This window comes from Kitasatospora sp. NBC_00315, assembly GCF_041435095.1.
Lineage (GTDB): Bacteria > Actinomycetota > Actinomycetes > Streptomycetales > Streptomycetaceae > Kitasatospora.
In genome coordinates, this window is the sequence record NZ_CP108025.1 from 5022003 (window position 1) to 5040994 (window position 18992).

13 protein-coding genes are annotated in these 18992 nt (G+C 75.8%); 9 read left to right on the plus strand and 4 right to left on the minus strand.

Annotation, left to right across the window (positions count from 1 at the left end; genetic code table 11):
• Nucleotides 1–275: 275 nt before the first annotated feature.
• Entirely contained in the window at nucleotides 276–683 is a 408-nt protein-coding gene (locus tag OG823_RS20845; protein ID WP_371484572.1) for a cobalamin B12-binding domain-containing protein, read from the plus strand.
• Nucleotides 684–793: 110 nt separating this feature from the next.
• On the opposite strand, the gene OG823_RS20850 is transcribed toward OG823_RS20845, so the two are convergent.
• Nucleotides 794–2671, minus strand: coding sequence for a DUF5691 domain-containing protein (locus OG823_RS20850; RefSeq protein ID WP_371481086.1), 1878 nt, complete (start codon nucleotides 2669–2671; stop codon nucleotides 794–796).
• 134 nt (nucleotides 2672–2805) lie between these two features.
• On the minus strand, nucleotides 2806–4149 hold the full coding sequence (locus tag OG823_RS20855; protein ID WP_371481087.1) for an SWIM zinc finger family protein: 1344 nt from the start codon (nucleotides 4147–4149) through the stop codon (nucleotides 2806–2808).
• Between the two features lie 222 nt (nucleotides 4150–4371).
• Here OG823_RS20855 and OG823_RS20860 point away from each other — a divergent pair, with 222 nt between their 5' ends.
• From OG823_RS20860 to sucD, 5 genes are all read left to right on the plus strand, one after another.
• Nucleotides 4372–5508 carry an AAA family ATPase gene (locus OG823_RS20860; protein WP_371481088.1) on the plus strand — a complete coding sequence of 379 codons (1137 nt, stop codon included), beginning with the start codon at nucleotides 4372–4374 and terminating at the stop codon, nucleotides 5506–5508.
• A 40-nt stretch (nucleotides 5509–5548) separates the two neighbouring features.
• Nucleotides 5549–7936: a DUF5682 family protein gene (locus OG823_RS20865; protein ID WP_371481089.1), complete on the plus strand. Its 2388-nt coding sequence runs from the start codon at nucleotides 5549–5551 to the stop codon at nucleotides 7934–7936.
• Between the two features lie 149 nt (nucleotides 7937–8085).
• Nucleotides 8086–9300, plus strand: coding sequence for a VWA domain-containing protein (locus OG823_RS20870; protein WP_371481090.1), 1215 nt, complete (start codon nucleotides 8086–8088; stop codon nucleotides 9298–9300).
• A gap of 339 nt (nucleotides 9301–9639) precedes the next feature.
• Nucleotides 9640–10812 carry an ADP-forming succinate--CoA ligase subunit beta gene (sucC, locus tag OG823_RS20875; RefSeq protein WP_371481091.1) on the plus strand — a complete coding sequence of 391 codons (1173 nt, stop codon included), beginning with the start codon at nucleotides 9640–9642 and terminating at the stop codon, nucleotides 10810–10812.
• A 16-nt stretch (nucleotides 10813–10828) separates the two neighbouring features.
• Nucleotides 10829–11710, plus strand: coding sequence for a succinate--CoA ligase subunit alpha (gene sucD / locus OG823_RS20880; protein WP_371481092.1), 882 nt, complete (start codon nucleotides 10829–10831; stop codon nucleotides 11708–11710).
• Between the two features lie 87 nt (nucleotides 11711–11797).
• On the opposite strand, the gene OG823_RS20885 is transcribed toward sucD, so the two are convergent.
• Nucleotides 11798–13654, minus strand: coding sequence for a LuxR C-terminal-related transcriptional regulator (locus OG823_RS20885; RefSeq protein WP_371481093.1), 1857 nt, complete (start codon nucleotides 13652–13654; stop codon nucleotides 11798–11800).
• Between the two features lie 135 nt (nucleotides 13655–13789).
• Between OG823_RS20885 and OG823_RS20890 the strand changes: the two genes are divergently transcribed.
• Nucleotides 13790–15565 (plus strand): DUF6350 family protein, encoded by a 1776-nt coding sequence (locus OG823_RS20890; protein ID WP_371481094.1) that lies wholly within the window; start codon nucleotides 13790–13792, stop codon nucleotides 15563–15565.
• 168 nt (nucleotides 15566–15733) lie between these two features.
• On the opposite strand, the gene OG823_RS20895 is transcribed toward OG823_RS20890, so the two are convergent.
• Nucleotides 15734–16399, minus strand: coding sequence for a hypothetical protein (locus OG823_RS20895; protein WP_371481095.1), 666 nt, complete (start codon nucleotides 16397–16399; stop codon nucleotides 15734–15736).
• Between the two features lie 327 nt (nucleotides 16400–16726).
• Between OG823_RS20895 and purN the strand changes: the two genes are divergently transcribed.
• Both purN and purH read left to right on the plus strand, forming a co-directional pair.
• Nucleotides 16727–17380, plus strand: a complete 654-nt coding sequence (purN, locus tag OG823_RS20900; RefSeq protein ID WP_371481096.1) for a phosphoribosylglycinamide formyltransferase — start codon at nucleotides 16727–16729, stop codon at nucleotides 17378–17380.
• Complete coding sequence (gene purH, locus OG823_RS20905) at nucleotides 17377–18960, plus strand: bifunctional phosphoribosylaminoimidazolecarboxamide formyltransferase/IMP cyclohydrolase (RefSeq protein WP_371481097.1); 1584 nt, start codon at nucleotides 17377–17379, stop codon at nucleotides 18958–18960. The genes purN and purH overlap by 4 nt, the downstream gene beginning before the upstream one ends.
• The last annotated feature ends 32 nt before the right edge of the window (nucleotides 18961–18992 follow it).

The following is an 18992-nucleotide window of genomic DNA, read 5'->3' on the forward strand; positions in this document are numbered from 1 at the left end:
GGGTGGTGGCGGGGGCTGGGCGGTGACGCCCGGTCGGGCGGCACGGATCGGCCCGTCGGTCCGGAGCGCGGTCCGGTGCGCCGACCGGTGGCCCGGTGGCGGCGGGACCGCGAAGGACGACGGGGTCCTGTGATTTTCCCCTCGTGGGGAAGGGCGAAACGACCAACCGACCCCGGTGGCGCTACCCTCCCCTCAGACTAGTTATCGATGGTTAACATCGCCCGGACCGGACACAATCCGGTGGGGTGGCGTCCGACCTCGTCCAGGAGGCAGTGATGGGTGTGTCAGGGCCGATCCGCGTGGTGGTCGCCAAGCCGGGGCTGGATGGTCACGACCGTGGCGCCAAGGTGATCGCGCGCGCGCTGCGCGACGCCGGCATGGAGGTCATCTACACGGGACTGCACCAGACGCCCGAGCAGGTGGTGGACACCGCGATCCAGGAGGACGCGGACGGCATCGGCCTGTCGATCCTCTCCGGGGCGCACATGACGCTCTGCGCCCGGGTGCTGGAGCTGCTCAGGGAGCGGGACGCCGCGGACATCAAGGTCTTCTGCGGCGGGATCATCCCGGAGGCGGACATCATCGAACTCAAGGCACTTGGTGTCGCGGACATCTTCACGCCGGGCACGCCCACCCGGGACGTGGTGGCCTGGGTGGAGGCGAATCTGCGCGCCGCGGTCTGACGGCCGCCGCCGGGGCGGCCGGACAGGTCGGGCGACCGGCCGGGTGACCGGGCGACCGGCCCGTCGGCCGGCCGCCGCCGGGTTCACCCCGGCCCGGGCGGCCCGCACCGTCAGGCGTCCGGCGTGGCCGCTCCCTCGGGTGAGCGCCCCTCCGGTGCCTCGTCCCGCGGTGTCCGCACCGCCGGTGCCTCCTGCGCCGGTGCCTCCTGCCGCGCCGGTGCTTCCGGGCCCGGTCCGGCGCCGTCCGGGCCGGCCTGTGTCAGTTCGGCCAGCATCGCGGCGCGGAAGCGAAGCGTCCCGGCGAGCCGGGCGAAGGTCTCCGCCCAGGCCGAGTCGGGCGCGGCGTCCGCCGCCAGCGCCTCGACGGCCGGCGCGGTCTCCGGGGCGAGGGCCCGTTCGGTCATACCGAGTACTCCACTGTGGCTCCACGGGTACGCCCCGGAGCCGGCCGCCCGCTCCAGCGCCGCCACCACGGCGGTGGACAGCGGGGGCGTCCAGGGTGTGGCGCAGGCCCCCAGGAGCTGGAACGCCTCGCCCAGTCCGTACGCCCGGATGAACGCCGCCGTCCAGGCCGCCCGCTCCGGTGCGGGCAGCACGGACAGCAGCTTGGCGGGCGCGCCCGCCGTCGGGACGGCCCGGGCGCCCGGGCCCGGCCGGGGCGCGGGCCCCAGCAGCGCCCGGGCCCAGTCGGCGTCGTGCTGCCGCACGGCGGCCCGGGCCCAGGCCTCGCGCAGGTCGTCGGCCCAACTGCTGTCACCGGCTCCGCCGTCGCCGGCGGCGTTCGCGGCGTCGCCGACCGGGAGGGCGAGCAGCCCGCCCGGCGTGAGCCCCGTGGCATCCGTCCAGGTGCGCAGCGGGGTGGCCGCGACGAGTTCGCCGAACCACCAGGCCCGCTGACCGCGACCGGTCGGCGAGGCGAGCGGTATGCCGTCCCGTTGCATCGCGGCGTCGCACTCGGTCGGCGGGGAGACCGACAGTCGCCCGCCGCTGCCGCAGAGGCGCACGGCGGCCCGGGCGCGCTCGGCCATCCGGGCGGCCAGGGCGGAGCCGGGGAGGCTGGAGAGCAGTTCGGCGGCCGTCGCCCGGACGTTCCGGCTGCGGTCCCCGAGAGCGGCCTCCAGGAACGGTTCGTCCGCCGGGGAGAGGCCGTCCTGGAGGGCGTCCAGAAAGAGCAGGCGGTCCTCCGCGCGCTCGGTCGGCCACGTGCCGCGGAGCAGGGCGAGGCCCGAGGCCGGGGCGCTGCGGCGCAGCATGGTCAGGTACGTGACGCGCTCGGCGAACAGCCCCTCGTGCCAGATCCGGTCGGCGGGGGAGCCGGCGGCGTTCGCGGCTTCGGCTTCGGCTTCGGCAGAGCCTGCCCCGGCGGGGAGCGCTGCGCCGCCGGGCGGTGTGTCGGTGAGCGGTGAGCCGCCCGTGCGGGGCGACAGGGGGGTGCCGGTCGTGGTGCGCAGCACGAAGCGCCAGTCGGGGTTCTGCTCGGCCAGCCAGCGCCCGAGCGGGCCGGTCAGGGCCACCACGTCGCCGCGCAGCTCGCTGCGGGCCCGGGCACCGTCCAGCAGCGCCGGGACCAGCTCGGCGGGCGGGCGGTAGCCGCGGGCCCGGGCCGTGGCGAGCCACTGCGGGAGCAGCTCGGTGAGGTTGGCGAGGGTGCCGCCGGCGCCGCCCGAACGGCTGCTCAGCAGGATCGCGAGCCGGCGCCCGGCGGCGGCGGGCAGCTCGGGGCGCGGATCGGCTCCGGCGGCGGGGCGCGGCGGGGCGGGCTCCGGGAGGGCCACGGCACCGGCCCTGCGGCGGACGGCTGCGAGCGCGGCCAGTTCGAGCAGCGCGGTGGCCGGGTCGGCGCGGTCGACCGTCGCGGCGGCGGCCAGCAGCGCGGGCGGGCCGGCCGGTGCCGGGAGCGGGCGGCGGTCGGTGCCCAGCAGGGCGGCGGTCTGGAGATCCTCCCAGGGGTCGGCCGGGGGAGTGGGCGTGCTACGGGTGGCCGTCACGTGCGGGCTCCTGCGGGTGTGGTCGGTCGCGGTGTCCGAAGCTCTTCTCGGGTGCGGGTGCGGGTGCGGGTGCGGGTGCGGGTGCGGGTGCGAGTCGGGCTGCGGGCTGCGGGCTGCGGGCCCGGGCGGCCCGGCTAGCCGGTGAGGCCGGTCGGGCGGCCCTGCTCGTCCCAGACGGTGACCGGCGTGAAGCCGCGATGGCCGCACTCGCCGAAGAGCGTGACCGGACGGCCGCCCGAGACGGCGGCCAGCCGCCAGAGCGCCGTCTCGGGGGTGGTGGCACGGCGGGCCGGCAGGGCGTGCCGTCCGTCCGTCAGGTGCCAGCCGTCGACGTCGTGGACGGGGACGACGCCGCTCAGCACGGTGGGCCAGGATTCGAGCCAGGGGTCGTCCGCGACCGCCGAGCCGTACTCGGCCATCGCCTCGCCCGGGGTGAGTCCGGCCGGCGCCCCGGGGACGCCGGCCGGCTCCGGGGCGCCGTAGCGGGCGCCGAGGGCGGCGCGCAGCGGGCGGGCGCCCGGGTGGAAGGCGAGTTCGGCCTCCAGCAGGTGGCCGGTGGGCAGCGCGAGCTCCGGGGCCCGCCCCGGGCGGCCGAAGGCGAGCAGCAGGGCCGCGCGGCCGGTCTTGGCGCCGCGCAGCCAGATCCGGCGGGTGGTCAGCCGCTCGTCCCCGCCGCCCTCCGGCGCGGCCGTGCGTGTGCCGAGCACCTGCCAGCGGTCGCGTACGGTCGGACCGCTCAGCAGGTCGGCGGTGTCGGTGGTGAAGCCGACCCGGGCCCGGACGGTGGCGCCGAGCGGCGCGGGGAGGTCGTCGACCCGGCCGTAGGCGGTGGCGAGCAGGTTCAACAGGGCGTACTCCTCCAGTAGGTCCGACTGCGGGGCCCGGCTCAGTTCGCGGACCCCGGTGGCGAGGCCCGGCGCCTGGGCGTCGACCATCCGGGCGGCGACCTCCTCCCAGGGATCGGGCGTGCTGCTCGCGTCCGCCAGGCCGTGCCTGATCCGGTCGGTGAGGCGCAGCCGAAGCTCCTGCGCGCCGGCCGCGACCCGGGCGGCCCGCTTCTCGGCCCGGCGGCGCGCCGCGGCCGGATCGGCGGCCGCCGACTGCGCCTTGGCGGCCCGTTGCCCGGCGGCCTGCTCCGCGCGCTCCTGCCGCTCCGTCAGCCAGGCGGCCGCCCACTCGGCGGGCTCGGTGGCGGCCGGCACCGCCTCCGGGCTGCCGCTCCAGAGCAGCAGCAGGCCGAGGGCGTGCTTGCAGGGGAACTTGCGGCTCGGGCAGCTGCACCTGTAGGCGGGCGTCGCCAGCTCGACGACCGTCCGGTACGGCGTGCTCCCGCTGCCCCGGCACTCCCCCCAGAGCGCGCCGCCGCCCGTGCCCGTCCCCGACCAGGGCGCGGGTGCGGACAGCTTTCCGGCGGCCTTGCGCGAGGGGGCGTCAGGCGCCAGGGACAGGACGTGTTCGGTGCTCCAGCGTTCCTCCATGCCCACGACGCTAGGGGGAGGGACTGACAACCCGCGCCGTCGAACTGATCGCGGGTCAGGGGCCGGGTCCGGTTGTCAGTGCCGGGGTGCATGGTTGTTCGAGCAGGCCGGACGGGGCCCTCCCGCCGGTCGGACGACATCTGCGCCGATGCTCCCATCGATCACCCCACGCCCAGGACCCCTGCCACAGGTGTGTCCGGCGGCCGACCAGAAGGAGCCCTCATGACGACAGCGACGACCGCGGCGACGGCGGCGACCACGGCCACCGCCGAGGTGCTGCGGGAGCACGCGGAGGACGCGTTCGCCGCCGAGCTGGCCGCGCTCGCCGCGCAGGACGACCGCCCGCGCCCGGAGCGCTGGCGGCTCTCGCCCTGGGCCGTGGCCACCTACCTGCTGGGCGGCGAGCTGCCCGACGGCACCGTGATCACGCCCAAGTACGTCGGCCCGCGCCGGATCGTCGAGGTCGCCGTCACCACGCTCGCCACCGACCGCGCGCTGCTGCTGCTCGGTGTGCCGGGGACGGCCAAGACCTGGGTCTCCGAGCACCTGGCCGCCGCCGTCAGCGGCGATTCCACCCTGCTCGTCCAGGGCACCGCCGGTACGCCCGAGGAGGCCGTCCGGTACGGCTGGAACTACGCCCAGCTGCTCGCCCACGGCCCCAGCCGGGACGCCCTGGTGCCCTCGCCGGTGATGCGGGCGATGGCGGACGGCAAGATCGCCCGGGTCGAGGAGCTGACCCGGATCCCGGCGGACGTCCAGGACGGCCTGATCACCATCCTCTCGGAGAAGACCCTGCCGGTGCCGGAGCTCGGCGGCGAGACGCAGGCCGTTCGGGGCTTCAACCTGATCGCCACCGCCAACGACCGCGACCGGGGGGTGAACGAGCTCTCCAGCGCGCTGCGCAGGCGGTTCAACACCGTCGTCCTGCCGCTGCCCGCGTCGCTGGAGGAGGAGGTCGACATCGTCACCCGCCGGGTCGGCCAGCTCGGCCGCTCGCTGGATCTGCCCGAGCTGCCGGGCGGCGCCGAGGAGATCCGCCGGGTCGTCACCGTCTTCCGCGAGCTGCGGGACGGGATCACCACCGACGGCCGGACGAAGGTCAAGACGCCGAGCAGCACCCTCTCCACCGCCGAGGCGATCTCGGTGGTGACCAACGGCCTGGCGCTGGCCGCGCACTTCGGGGACGGCGTGCTCCGGGCCGGCGACGTCACCACCGGCGTCCTCGGCGCGGTGCTGCGGGATCCGGTCGCCGACCGGGTGGTCTGGCGCGAGTACCTGGAGAGCGTGGTCCGCGAGCGCGACGGCTGGAAGGACTTCTACCGCGCCGCCCGGGAGAGCGCCGGCGAACCCGGCCGCTGAGACCGACCGGACCGACCGATTTCGAGGAGCGGAGGGCGCGATGAGCGCAGAGGTGACACTGCTCGGCGTACGCCACCACGGCCCGGGCTCGGCCCGGGCGGTGGGCGCCGCGCTGGAGCGACTGCGGCCGGACGTGGTGCTGATCGAGGGGCCGCCGGAGGCCGATCCGATCGTCGGGCTGGCCGGTGACAAGGAGATGGTGCCGCCGGTCGCCCTGCTCGCACACGCCGTCGACGACCCCGCCAGGGCCGCGTTCTGGCCCTTCGCGGCCTTCTCCCCGGAGTGGGTCGCGATCCGGTACGGGCTCGACGCCGAGGTGCCCGTCCGGTTCATCGACCTGCCGGCCGCGTACACCCTGGCGGCCGACCGGCCCGACCCGGACGGGGGAGTGCCGGGGGGCACTTCTCCGTCCGACGGGGCCGAGGCGCAGGGGGCGGCCGCCGCGGTGGCGCTGGACCCGATCGGCGCGCTCGCCGAGGCCGCCGGCCACGACGACGCCGAACGCTGGTGGGAGGACGTCGTCGAGCACCGGGCCCCCGGCGCGGACGCGCCGGCGCCGTTCGAGGCGCTGGCCGAGGCGATGGGGGCACTGCGCGAGGGCGGCGCGGGCGCCGGCCGGCGGGACGACCTGCGCGAGGCGTACATGCGCGGGCAGATCCGCGCCGCCCGCCGGGCCGGACACCGGCGGATCGCGGTGGTCTGCGGCGCCTGGCACGTCCCGGCGCTGGCGCAGATGCCGACCGTCGCCCACGACCGGGCGCTGCTCGCCACCCTGCCGAAGAAGGTCCGCACCGAGATCACCTGGGTGCCCTGGACGCATCGCAGGCTCTCCCAGCACACCGGCTACGGCGCCGGCATCGCCTCGCCCGGCTGGTACCACCACCTGTTCGCCGCCGAGGGCGATCCGCTGGCCCGGTGGATGACGAGGGCCGCCGGGCTGCTCCGCGAGGAGGACCACCCGGTCTCGTCCGCGCACGTCATCGAGGCCGTCCGGCTGGCGCGCACGCTGGCCGTGATGCGCGGCCGGCCGCTGGCCGGGCTGACCGAGACGCTCGACGCCGTCCGGTCGGTGATGTGCGACGGCTCGGACGTCCCGTTGGCCCTGGTGCACGACCGGCTGGTGATCGGCGACGCGCTCGGCGAGGTGCCCGAGGCGGCGCCGGCCGTTCCGCTCCAGCGCGATCTGGCCCGCCTCCAGCGCTCGTTGCGGCTCACACCCGATCCGCAGGACCGCGAGAGGGACCTCGACCTGCGCAAGGAGAACGACGTCGCCCGCTCCCGGCTGCTGCACCGGCTGCGGCTGCTGGGTATCGACTGGGGCACCCCGAGCCGGTCCGCCGTCAACTCCACCGGCACCTTCCGGGAGAGCTGGCGGCTGCGGTGGGAGCCGGAGTTCGCCGTCCGGGTGGTCGAGGCGGCCCAGTGGGGCACCACGGTCGAGGCCGCGGCGACCGGCCGGGCCGTCGAGCGTGCGGCCCGGGCCGTCGAGCTGGGCGAGCTGACCGCGCTGGTCGAGCAGTGCCTGCTCGCGGGCCTGCGGGACGCGCTGCCCGCCGTGATGCGGGTGCTCGCCGACCGGGCCGCCCTGGACACCGACGTCGCCCAACTGGCCGGGTCGCTGCCCGCGTTGGTGCGAGCCCTGCGGTACGGGGACGTGCGCGGCACCGACAGCGCCGCACTGGAGGGGGTGGCGCGAGGCCTCGCCGAGCGGATCTGCGTCGGCCTGCCACCCGCCTGCACCGGGCTGGACACCGAGGGCGCGGCCGCGATGCGCCGGAGCGTCGACGAGGTGCACGCCGTGATCGGCCTGCTGGAGGACGCGCCCGGCGAGGACGGCTCCGACGCCCTCGCCGACCGCTGGGCCGCCACCCTGCGGTCGCTCGCCCTCCGCGAGCCGTCCGGCGGGCCGGCCACCGGTGTGCCGGGCCTGCTGCGCGGCCGGGCCGTCCGACTGCTGCTGGACGACGGCCGGATGGACGCGGCCGAGACCGCCCGCAGGATGGGACTCGTCCTGTCGACGGCCAACGCCCCGGCGGACGCGGCGGGTTGGGTCGAGGGCCTGCTGTCCGGCGGCGGCGCGCTGCTGCTGCACGACCCGCTACTGCTCGGCCTGCTCGACGGATGGCTGGCGGGGGTGTCCGACGAGGCCTTCACCGACGTGCTGCCGCTGCTGCGGCGCACGTTCTCGGGCCTGGAGGCGGGGGTGCGCCGGACGGTCGGCGAACGCGTCGCGGCCGGTCCGCTCGGCGCTCCGGCGCCGGCGCCGACCGGTCCGGCCACCGCCCTGGACCAGGACCGGGCGGACGCCGCGCTGCCGGCCGTGGCGCTGCTGCTGGGGCTGCCGGGGACGGCGCCGGCGCACCGCCCCTACCGCGTCGTCGGCCCGCTCCGCCACATCCCCCGCCAGGCCGACCGCCGCGGCGCCTGACGCCCCGGCCGTCTCCGTCCCGACCCCGCCACGTCCGGCCGCAGGTCCCCGCCGGCCGTCACCCGATCCGCGTCACCCGCCGCCCGATCCGCGTCACCGGCCACCCGATCCGCGTCACCGGCCACCCGACAGCACCGAAGGAGCGCCCGATGTCCGTCGCACCGCAGGCCGACACCACCAGCAGCACCGGCGGCGATCCCGGGTCCGACCCCGAGCGGCTGCGCCGCTGGCGCCTGGCGCTCGGCGGCGAGGCCGACGGGACGGGCTGCCGGCTCTCCGGCCGCGACGCCGCGATGGACGGCGCCCTCGCCGCCCTCTACCGGGGCGAGGCGGCCGGGGGCGGCAGGCCCGCCGGCCGCAGCGCCGGACTCGGCGGCTCGGCGCCGCAGGTGTCCAGGTGGCTGGGGGACATCCGCGAGTACTTCCCGACCTCCGTGGTCCAGTTGATGCAGCAGGACGCGATCTCCCGGCTGGGGCTGCAGCGCCTGCTGCTGGAGCCCGAGATGCTGGCGGCCGTCGAGCCCGACGTCCACCTGGTCGGCACGCTGCTCTCGCTGAAGCACGCGCTGCCGGAGACCACCAGGGAGAGCGCCCGGGCGGTGGTCGGCAAGGTCGTCGCGGCCCTGGAGCGCCGGCTCGCCGACCGCACCCGGGCCACTCTCGGCGGTGCGCTGGACCGCAGCGCCAAGGTCAACCGTCCGCGCCACCACGACATCGACTGGGACCGCACCATCCGGGCCAACCTCAAGAACCACCTGCCGGAGGGCGGGCCCGGCGGGCGGGGCACGATCGTGCCCGAGCGTCTGATCGGCTACGCCCGGGCCCAGCGGGCGGTGAAGAAGGACGTCATCCTCTGCATCGACCAGTCGGGTTCGATGGCCGCCTCGGTCGTCCACTCGGCGGTCTTCGGCGCCGTACTCGCCTCGATGAGGAGTCTCGACACCCGCCTGGTGGTGTTCGACACCTCGGTGGTGGACCTCACCGAGCAGCTGAGCGATCCGGTGGACGTCCTGTTCGCGACCCGGCTCGGCGGCGGGACGGACATCAACCGGGCCCTGGCGTACTGCCAGTCGAGGATCACCCGGCCGTCGGAGACGATCGTCGTGCTGATCAGCGACCTCTACGAGGGCGGCATCCGCAACGAGATGCTCAAGCGGGTGGCGGCGATGAAGGCGGCCGGCGTCCAGTTCATCGCGCTGCTCGCGCTCTCGGACGAGGGCGCCCCGGCCTACGACCACGCGCACGCCGCCGCGCTGGCGGCGCTCGGCGCCCCGGCCTTCGCCTGCACCCCGGACGCCTTCCCGGAGATCATGGCGGCCGCGATCGAGAAGCGCCCGCTGCCCGTCCCCGACCGGAACTCCTGACGCCCCGAGCCGAAAATTCACCCGTACGGGTGAACGCGGACTCGGCTCACCGTCGCTGCTCCGGGCCGGTGAGCAGGCGGCCCGCCACACCGACGCAAGGCCGTTGTGACGGTTCTCACCAAAGCCGGGACGGTCCGCGGCGAAACACGCCCGTCGTACGGGGATAACCTGCCAGACGGACGTGACGCGCGTGATTGGTTGACGTGTGCGCCCGTGGCTGTGTGGGCCGCAAGGCCGTATCCCTGCGTACCTGCACCGCCTCGACGACCCGCAGCGAAGATCCTGCCGTGGCACGCTCGTAGAGACACAATCCGCGACCACGAACAAGGACGAACACACGTGGACCTGTTCGAGTACCAGGCGAGGGACCTCTTCGCCAAGCACGGTGTACCCGTGCTTGACGGGGATGTCATCGAGACCCCCGAAGCAGCTCGCGCCATCGCCGAGCGCTTCGGCGGACGCGCAGTCGTCAAGGCTCAGGTGAAGGTCGGTGGCCGTGGCAAGGCCGGCGGCGTCAAGCTCGCCGCCGACCCGGCCGACGCGGTCGCCAAGGCCGAGGCGATCCTCGGTATGGACATCAAGGGCCACACCGTTCACAAGGTGATGCTGGCCCAGACCGCGGACATCAAGGACGAGTACTACGTCTCGTTCCTGCTGGACCGCACCAACCGCACCTTCCTGGCGATGGCCAGCGTCGAGGGCGGCGTGGAGATCGAGGTCGTCGCCGAGGAGAACCCGGACGCACTGGCCAAGATCCCGGTCGACGCCAACGAGGGCTGCACCCCGGAGAAGGCCGCCGAGATCGTCGCGGCCGCGAAGTTCCCGGCCGAGATCGCCGACCAGGTGGCCGACGTCCTGCAGAAGCTGTGGAAGGTGTTCATCGCCGAGGACGCGCTCCTCGTCGAGGTGAACCCGCTGATCAAGTCCGGCGAGGGCAAGATCATCGCGCTCGACGGCAAGGTCTCTCTGGACGAGAACGCGGAGTTCCGCCAGCCCGACCACGCGGCCCTCGAGGACAAGGCCGCCGCGAACCCGCTCGAGGCGGCGGCGAAGGCCAAGGGCCTGAACTACGTCAAGCTCGAGGGCGAGGTCGGCATCATCGGCAACGGCGCGGGTCTCGTCATGAGCACCCTGGACGTCGTCGCCTACGCCGGTGAGAACCACGGCGGCGTCAAGCCGGCCAACTTCCTCGACATCGGCGGCGGCGCGTCCGCCGAGGTGATGGCGAACGGCCTGGAGATCATCCTGGGCGACCCCGACGTCAAGTCGGTCTTCGTCAACGTCTTCGGTGGCATCACGGCCTGTGACGCCGTCGCCAACGGCATCGTGCAGGCGCTCGCCCTGCTGGAGAGCAAGGGCGAGGCCGTCACCAAGCCGCTCGTCGTCCGCCTCGACGGCAACAACGCCGAGCTGGGTCGCAAGATCCTGGACGACGCCAACCACCCGCTGGTGCAGCGCGTGGACACCATGGACGGTGCGGCCGACCGCGCCGCCGAGCTGGCCAACAAGTAAGGGAGAGGACTGAATCATGGCTATCTTCCTTACCAAGGACAGCAAGGTCATCGTCCAGGGCATGACCGGCTCCGAGGGTATGAAGCACACCCGCCGGATGCTCGCCTCGGGCACCCAGATCGTCGGCGGCGTGAACCCGCGCAAGGCCGGCACCACCGTTGACGTCGACGGCACCGACGTGGCCGTCTTCGGCTCCGTCGCCGAGGCCATCGAGAAGACCGGCGCCGACGTCACGGTCATCTTCGTGCCGCCGAAGTTCACCAAGGACGCCGTCGTCGAGGCGATCGACGCCGAGATCGGCCTCGCGGTCGTCATCACCGAGGGTGTCCCGGTCCACGACTCGGCCGCCTTCTGGGCGTACGCCGGTTCGAAGGGCAACAAGACCCGGATCATCGGCCCGAACTGCCCGGGCCTGATCAGCCCCGGACAGTCCAACGCCGGCATCATCCCCGCGGACATCACCACCACGGGCCCGATCGGCCTGGTGTCGAAGTCCGGCACGCTGACCTACCAGCTCATGTACGAGCTGCGTGACCTCGGCTTCTCGTCGGCCGTGGGCATCGGCGGCGACCCGGTCATCGGCACCACCCACATCGACGCCCTCGCGGCGTTCGAGGCGGACCCCGAGACCAAGATCATCGTGATGATCGGCGAGATCGGCGGCGACGCCGAGGAGCGTGCCGCGGCCTACATCGCCGAGCACGTCACCAAGCCGGTCGTCGGCTACGTCGCGGGCTTCACCGCCCCCGAGGGCAAGACCATGGGCCACGCCGGCGCCATCGTCTCCGGCTCCTCGGGCACCGCGGCCGCCAAGAAGGAGGCCCTTGAGGCCGCCGGCGTCAAGGTCGGCAAGACGCCGTCCGAGACCGCCCGTCTGGCGCGCGAGCTCATCGGCTGACGCCGTTCGCTCATCGGGCGCCCCGTACCGGACCTCGTGTCCGGTGCGGGGCGCTCTCGCGTCGGCGCTGCGGTGACCGGTGCCCGGTCACCGCACCCACAACGGGGGTACCGGTGGCGGCGGGGCCTGCGCCCGGCTGCCGCACGGACGCGGGGCCCAGACCGTGCACGGGACGGCGGCGGGCGTGGGCAGCGGCGGCCCCAGCGCGTCCGCCGACGTCCACGGGTCGTGGCGGGCGGGCCCCCAGAGCGCCGTCACCACCGGCGGCGGCCCCAGGACGGCGGCGCGGCCGGGGACGGCGCTGCACCAGATCGTCCGCAGGCCCGGCGGGATCCCACCGGGTGCGGCCGGTCCGGCGCTCCCGGTCGCCGCGTTGGTGCAGACGGGGTGCGGCACGGGCGCGGGAGGGCGGAACAGCGCCGCCGGGCCGGTGCCGACCAGCGTGGTGGCGATCGCGGTGCCCATCGCCACGGTGACCAGCGCGGCGCCGCCGGTCAGGGTGGCCGTCCGCACCCGGTAGCGGGTGCTCAGCACCGGTACGGGCGGCCGCTCCGGCTCCGGGTAGCCGCGCACCCCGGCCCGGTACAGCACGGCGCTCAGCCGGTCGGGGAAGCCCGGCTCGGTCGGATCCGCCCCCAGCAGCTCCGGCAGCGCGTCCGCCAGCGCGGCCCGGGCGGCCCAGACCCGCTCCTCGGTGGCGCCGGTGGTCGACTCGGTCTCCACCGCGACCACCGCGGCCGGCAGCCCGATCCCGTCGTGCAGCACCAGCGCGCGCCGCTGTGGACGGGAGAGCCGGCGCAGGGCCTTGAGCAGGGCCTTGTCCTGGTCGGACAGCCGGTCGTGGCCGGGCAGGACGGCCTGTCCCTCGTCGGCGGGCCGCACCGGCGTGCGGCGCAGCGGGAACCGCCAGGCCTCCGCGCGGCGCCGGCCCGCGTGGTGCCAGGGGGAGAGCGCCCCCTCGCAGGCGCGGATCCGGACCCAGGACTCGGGATCCGGCAGCGCGGACACCTCCGGCCACGCGCGCAGCGCGGCGCCGAACGCCCGGTTCACGCAGTGCAGCGTGCGGTGGCGGTAGGCGGTCAGCAGGAACACCTGCTGGACGAGGCGGGCGTACGCGCCCTCGTACAGCTGCTCGAAGCCCGGAGGGGTGTCGGCCGGGGCGGCCGGGGTCCGGCGGCCCGCCGGTGCCGGCGCCGTGGGTGGGTCCGTCCTCGGCGGGTCCGTCGGACCGGCGGCCGTCGGCGGGTCCGTCCTCGCTCGGTCCGTCCGGGGGGCCGCGGTCGTCGATGGCTTCGTCCCGGGTGGTTCGACCCCCCGTGCTGTCGTCCCCGCCGGGGCGGCCCCGGGTGCCAGGGTGCCCGGGGCGGGCGCCGCCGCCGGGCCCGATTCCGCGGTCGGGGCGGCGGTGGGCCGCCGGACGGGTCGATGCCGGTCGGGGGCCGGGGCCCCGGTGTCGAGCAGGGTGAGCGCGAGGCCGGCGGCCTCCTCCCGGGTCCGGACGCCGAGCTTGCGCATCGTCCGGTGCAGGTGGGTGCGGGCGGTCGCGGGGGCGATGCCCAGGGCGGCGGCCAGCTGCGCCATGTCGTCGCCCGCGGCGAGCCGGGTCAGCACCTGCACCTCACGGGGTGTCAGCCGCGCGAGCAGGCGCGCGGCGTCTGCCCGGAGGTCCTTCGGCGCCGGCGGCCGCTCCGGGGCCCGCGTCCGGCCGTCGGCCTCCTGGGCGGACACCGCGGTCCGAGCCCCGGTCCCGTCCTGGGGCTGCTCCCGCGAGCGGCCCCGGGTCCGACCCCGGGCCTTCTTCTTCGTCGGGGCCCCGGTCGGCGCCCCGGTCGGCGTCCCTGCCTCGTTCGGGGCCTGGCCCGGTGCCTGAGCCTGGGCCCGACGGCGGGCGGCATCGTCGGCCGGGTGCTCGGCCGGGCGTTCGGCCGTGGGCGGTGTGGCCATCAGACCCTCCGGGCCGGGGCGGCGACGACGGCTTGGCGACGAGGTCTGAAAATGCGCATAAGCCAATAATCTGGGACACGGCGACGGTTTGCCTCTTCACGGAGCATGGCGAGTCGCCTTGGCACCATGAGGCCCATGACGCAGCTGATGGGCCGTCCGATCCTGGATCTGCCAAGCGAGCTGACCCCCCGGTCGATGCCGGCCGACCTGCTCGTCGGGGTACGGACGGCACTGCTGGGGCTCGCCGCGGTGGCCGTGCCGATTCTCGGGCTCTGGGTGGTCACCCCGTACGCGGACGACAGTGCGACCGGTGCCGTGCGGCTGGCCGGCACCGTCTGGTTGCTGGGCCACGGCGGCCCGCTGACCAGGGGCGGGGCTGCTCTGCCCGTGACGCTCACCCCCCTGCTGCTCACGGTTCTGACCGCGGCGCAGCTCTACCGGGCGGGCCGGCGGACCGCCGGTGTCCGGCCGGGCGGGCGCCGGGTGCTCGCGGTGGACGGCGGGAGGGCGCCGCGAGGCGCCCGTCCGGGTGCGTCCGTCGCGCTGGGCGCCGGCTACCTCGTGGTGGCGGCCGTGGTGGCGGTGCTGTGCGCCGCCGGGGTGCCGCGGGGGCCGGGCGGGGCGGGTGCGGCGTTCGCGGCCCGGGTGGTGCCGGACATCCTGGCGGTGGCCGTGCTGGTGGCCACCGCGCTGGGCGCCGGGGTGTGGTCGGCGCGGCCGGCCAGGGGGCGGCCGCCCGGATCCGGCCGCGCTCCGGCGGCGGTCCGGCTGCCGTCCTGGGCCTGGCCCCCGGCGGCCGGAGCCGCCGCGCGGGAGGCGGTGCGGCGGGCGGCCCTCGTGGCCGCGCTCGGTCTGGTAGCGGTCGGGGCGCTGCTGGTCGCCACGGCGGCCGCGCTGGACGTGCTCTCCGGCGGCCGGCCGCTGCCGGCGGTGGGCGGTGGCGTGGCAGGTGTGCTCGGACTGCTGCTGCTGAGCGTGGTGCTGCTGCCGAACGCGGTGGTCTGGGGGGCGGCCTACGCGCTGGGCCCGGGCTTCCTGATGGGAGCGGGAGCGGTGGTGGCGCCGTCCGGCGCGGAGCTCGGGCCGCTGCCGGCCGTCGTCCCGCTGTCCTCGCTGCTGCCGGCCCCGGGGGCGGGCGGCTGGCACCTGCTGGCGTGCGTCCTGCCGTCGGTGGCCCTGGTGGCGCCGGCGATCCTGCTCGGGCGGGCGGCGGTGGCGGACGCGGGGCGGTCGGCCCCGCCCGATGAGGTGGACGAGGTGGAGAAGGCGGAGGAAGCGGGGGAGAGCAGCGCGGACGAGGAGATGGACGGGGCCGAGGACGGGGCCGAGGACGGGGCCGAGGACGGGGCCGAGGGTGCGGCGGTGTCGGGGCCCTGGCGTCCGGCGGCGACGGCGGCGGTGGCACTGGCGGCCGCGGCGCTGTTCGGAGTGCTGTCCGCCGGGTGCGGCTGGCTCGCCGGCGGTGCGCTGGGACGGGGCCGGATGGCGCAGCTGGGGCCCGTCCCCTGGCAGGTCGGACTCGCGGCGGCGGGCTGGTTCACGGCGCTCGCGCTGCCCGGAGCGCTGGCCGTACGGGCATGGCTGCTGCGGCGCGAGACGTACGGGCGGGCGGCGGGCGAGGGTGAGGAGTCCGATGGCGGGGCGTTCACGGGCGGGGCGTTCAGGGCCGGAGCGTTCAGGGCCGGGGCGTTCAGGTCCGGAGCGTTCAGGGCCGGGACGGGCCACGGTGGGTGGTTCGGTGCGGCTGTGCCGGAGGCGGTGCGGGCCGTCGCGGCGTACGGATGGCGGGCCGGCCTCACCGGCGGCGCCCTGTGTGCGCGGGGCGCGGGTGTGCGCGGCCGCGCGCGGGGGCGGGTGGCGGCGTACGGGCTGGTGCGGTGGCTGGGCCGTCCGTGGCGGCGGCAGCCGTGAGAAGGAGCCGGCGGCGGGCGTGGCGGCGGGCGTGCCGGCGGCCGCCGCGCAGGCGGATCGTGCCGCGGGGACACCACCGTGTCGAGGGCGACGGCGAGGGCGAGGGCGACGGGCGGGGCCGGGGCGCGGGCCGCCGGGCCGCGGTGGGCCGCGTGCCGCCCCGCCGGATCACTGGCTCGGGTTGACCAGGTTGACGTACCACGCGGGTGCGAGCTTGTCGCAGTTCTGGCCGGCGGTGGTGGTGAGCGCGTCCCGCACGCAGACGTTGTAGTCCTGGTAGTAGAGGCTGAGGGCGATGGAGCAGGCCACCACGACGACGGCGACGCCGCCGGTGAACAGGCCGCCCAGGGCGGCCGGGCTCTGCGGGTTGTCGGTCCGGCCCCCGGGGGCGGCGGGTGCCCGGGTGGCACCGGGTGTGGCGGGGGTGTCGGCGGTGGCGGGGCGGGGAGTGCTCCGCAGGGCGGAGACGGCCCAGTAGACGGCCAGCCCGCCGACGAACAGGGCGACGTACATGCTGATGCCGAGGGCGCAGACCAGGGCGGCCATTCCGGCCACGAGCGAGTTGCGGGCGCGGCGCTGAGCCGGGTCGCCGGGGTCGAACCGCGGCTGCTGGGGAGCGGGCTGCGGGTGCCAGGGCCCCTGGTAGCCGGGGCTCCAGGGGTGAGCGGGCGGGCCCGTGCGGGGCTCCTCGCCGTCGGAGTCCTCGGGCTGCCCTGCGGCGGGGTCCTCGCCGGCCGGGGGCTGGGGGGTGCGCGGCTGCCACGGCTGATCCGGGGCATCCGCCGGCGGCGGCGCGAAGGGGTTGCGCTCGCCGGTGTTGTCGCCGCTGCTCATGGTGTCAGCCAATCCTTCTCGGTCGGTCGGGCCTACCTGCCCGAGTCCAATGATCCCGCAGCCCTTCGCAGGGCCTGCGGCGGCCTGCCGTCTCGGGCACGGCGAGATCCGTGTCTCAACTACGCGCGTAGCGCCGTCCGGACGGTTCGGGGCCCGCCTGGCCAGCCGTTATCGTGGTGACGGTCAGCAACCCCCATCGGTTCCCGGGGCCCGCAGCGCAGCGGGTTTCCCGAGTGTTCAGACCCGCTCGACCTGCCGTTCGTAGTGGCCCCACCACCGGTGGACGTACCAGCGGGCGGCGCACCGACACCTACGGAGAATCGCGCAGTGGCCTCCGCCGAAGTGTTTTCGCCCCGCACGCCCGGCCCCGCCCGCGTGGTGGTCCTGGTCTCCGGTTCCGGCACCAATCTGCAGGCGCTGATCGACGCCGCCGCCGACCCCGGGTACGGCGCCGAGATCCTCGCCGTCGGCGCGGACCGCGACGGCATCACGGGCCTGGAGCGCGCCGAGCGCGCCGGGCTGCCGGTCTTCGTCCACCGGGTCAAGGACTTCCCCGCCCGCGACGCCTGGGACCGCGAGCTCACCGACGCGGTCGCCGGGTACCGGCCGGACCTGGTGGTCACCGCCGGTTTCATGAAGATCCTCGGCCCGGAGTTCATCGCCGCCTTCGCCGGCCGGATCGTCAACACCCACCCCGCCCTGCTGCCCGCCTTCCCCGGCGCCCACGGGGTCACCGACGCCCTCGCGTACGGCGTGAAGGTCACCGGCTGCACCGTCCACCTGGTCGACGCCGGCGTGGACACCGGGCCGATCATCGCGCAGGGCGTCGTGGAGATCACCGACGCCGACCACGCCGATGGCGGCGACGCGCTGCACGAGCGCATCAAGACTGTCGAGCGCGAGTTGCTCGTCGAGGTCGTGGGCCGGCTGGCCCGCGAAGGCCACCGCATTGAAGACCGAAAGGTACGGATCCCGGCATGAGCGCCGCCGCCAGCACCACGCCCCTCGTCTCCGAGGACGTACGCCCCATTCGCCGCGCCCTGGTCAGCGTCTACGACAAGACCGGCCTGGAGGAGCTGGCCCAGGGCCTGCACGCCGCCGGGGTCGAGCTGGTCTCCACCGGTTCGACGGCCGGCCGGATCGCCGCCGCCGGAGTCCCGGTGACCGAGGTCTCCGAGCTCACCGGATTCCCCGAGTGCCTCGACGGCCGGGTGAAGACGCTGCACCCCCGGGTGCACGCCGGCGTGCTCGCCGACCTTCGCCTCGCGTCGCACCGCGAGCAGCTGACCGAGCTGGGCATCGAGCCGTTCGACCTGGTCGTGGTGAACCTCTACCCGTTCAAGGCCACCGTCGCCTCGGGCGCCACCCCGGACGAGTGCGTCGAGCAGATCGACATCGGCGGCCCGAGCATGGTCCGCGCCGCCGCCAAGAACCACCCGTCGGTGGCCGTCGTGGTCGACCCGGCCCGCTACGCCGACGTCCTGGCGGCCGTGCGCACCGGCGGCTTCGACCTGCTGACCCGCAAGCGCCTGGCCGGCGCCGCCTTCGCGCACACCGCCGCGTACGACGTGGCCGTGGCCTCCTGGTTCGGCGAGTCGGGCTACACCGGCTCGGAGGAGGCCTTCCCGGCCTTCCTCGGCGCCACCTGGGAGCGCCAGAACGTGCTCCGCTACGGCGAGAACCCGCACCAGCAGGCCGCCCTGTACGCGGACGGCACCGGCGGCCTCGCCGGAGCCGAGCAGCTGCACGGCAAGGAGATGTCCTACAACAACTACATGGACACCGACGCCGCCCGCCGCGCCGCCTACGACCACGACGGGCCCGCCGTCGCGATCATCAAGCACGCCAACCCGTGCGGCATCGCCACCGGCGCCGATGTGGCCGAGGCCCACCGCAAGGCGCACGAGTGCGACCCGGTCTCCGCGTACGGCGGCGTGATCGCGGTCAACCGCCCGGTCACCGTCGAGCTGGCCGAGCAGATCGCCCCGATCTTCACCGAGGTCGTCGTCGCCCCGGCGTACGAGGACGGCGCGCTGGAGGTCCTGACCAAGAAGAAGAACCTCCGTGTGCTGCGCGCCCCCGAGGCGCCCGCCGAGCGCACCGAGGTCCGCCGGATCAGCGGCGGCGCGCTGCTCCAGCAGGTCGACAAGGTGGACGCCGCCGGCGACGACCCCTCGACCTGGACGCTGGCCACCGGCGAGGCGCTGTCGGCCGAGGAGCTGGCCGAGCTCGTCTTCGCCTGGCGGGCCTGCCGGGCCGTCAAGTCCAACGCGATCCTGCTGGCCAGGGACGGCGCCTCGGTCGGCGTCGGTATGGGCCAGGTCAACCGGGTCGACTCGGCGAAGCTCGCGGTCGAGCGGGCCGGTGAGCGCGCCAAGGGCTCCTACGCCGCCTCGGACGCGTTCTTCCCGTTCGCGGACGGCCTGCAGATCCTGCTGGCCGGTGGCGTCAAGGCCGTGGTCCAGCCCGGTGGTTCGATCCGCGACGAGGAGGTCGTGGCCGCCGCCGCCGAGGCCGGCGTGACCATGTACCTCACCGGGACCCGCCACTTCTTCCACTGAGCACCGGCGCCCCGAACGCCTGACGGCCCGCA

Bases quoted from the DNA above. Each gene is read 5' to 3' on its own strand.
- OG823_RS20895 (WP_371481095.1), bottom strand. From the start codon at position 16,399: ATGAGCAGCGGCGACAACACCGGCGAGCGCAACCCCTTCGCGCCGCCG.
- OG823_RS20885 (WP_371481093.1), bottom strand. From the start codon at position 13,654: ATGGCCACACCGCCCACGGCCGAACGCCCGGCCGAGCACCCGGCCGAC.
- OG823_RS20855 (WP_371481087.1), bottom strand. From the start codon at position 4,149: ATGGAGGAACGCTGGAGCACCGAACACGTCCTGTCCCTGGCGCCTGAC.
- OG823_RS20860 (WP_371481088.1), top strand. From the start codon at position 4,372: ATGACGACAGCGACGACCGCGGCGACGGCGGCGACCACGGCCACCGCC.
- OG823_RS20890 (WP_371481094.1), top strand. From the start codon at position 13,790: ATGACGCAGCTGATGGGCCGTCCGATCCTGGATCTGCCAAGCGAGCTG.
- OG823_RS20865 (WP_371481089.1), top strand. From the start codon at position 5,549: ATGAGCGCAGAGGTGACACTGCTCGGCGTACGCCACCACGGCCCGGGC.
- purH (WP_371481097.1), top strand. From the start codon at position 17,377: ATGAGCGCCGCCGCCAGCACCACGCCCCTCGTCTCCGAGGACGTACGC.
- OG823_RS20870 (WP_371481090.1), top strand. From the start codon at position 8,086: ATGTCCGTCGCACCGCAGGCCGACACCACCAGCAGCACCGGCGGCGAT.
- OG823_RS20845 (WP_371484572.1), top strand. From the start codon at position 276: ATGGGTGTGTCAGGGCCGATCCGCGTGGTGGTCGCCAAGCCGGGGCTG.
- sucD (WP_371481092.1), top strand. From the start codon at position 10,829: ATGGCTATCTTCCTTACCAAGGACAGCAAGGTCATCGTCCAGGGCATG.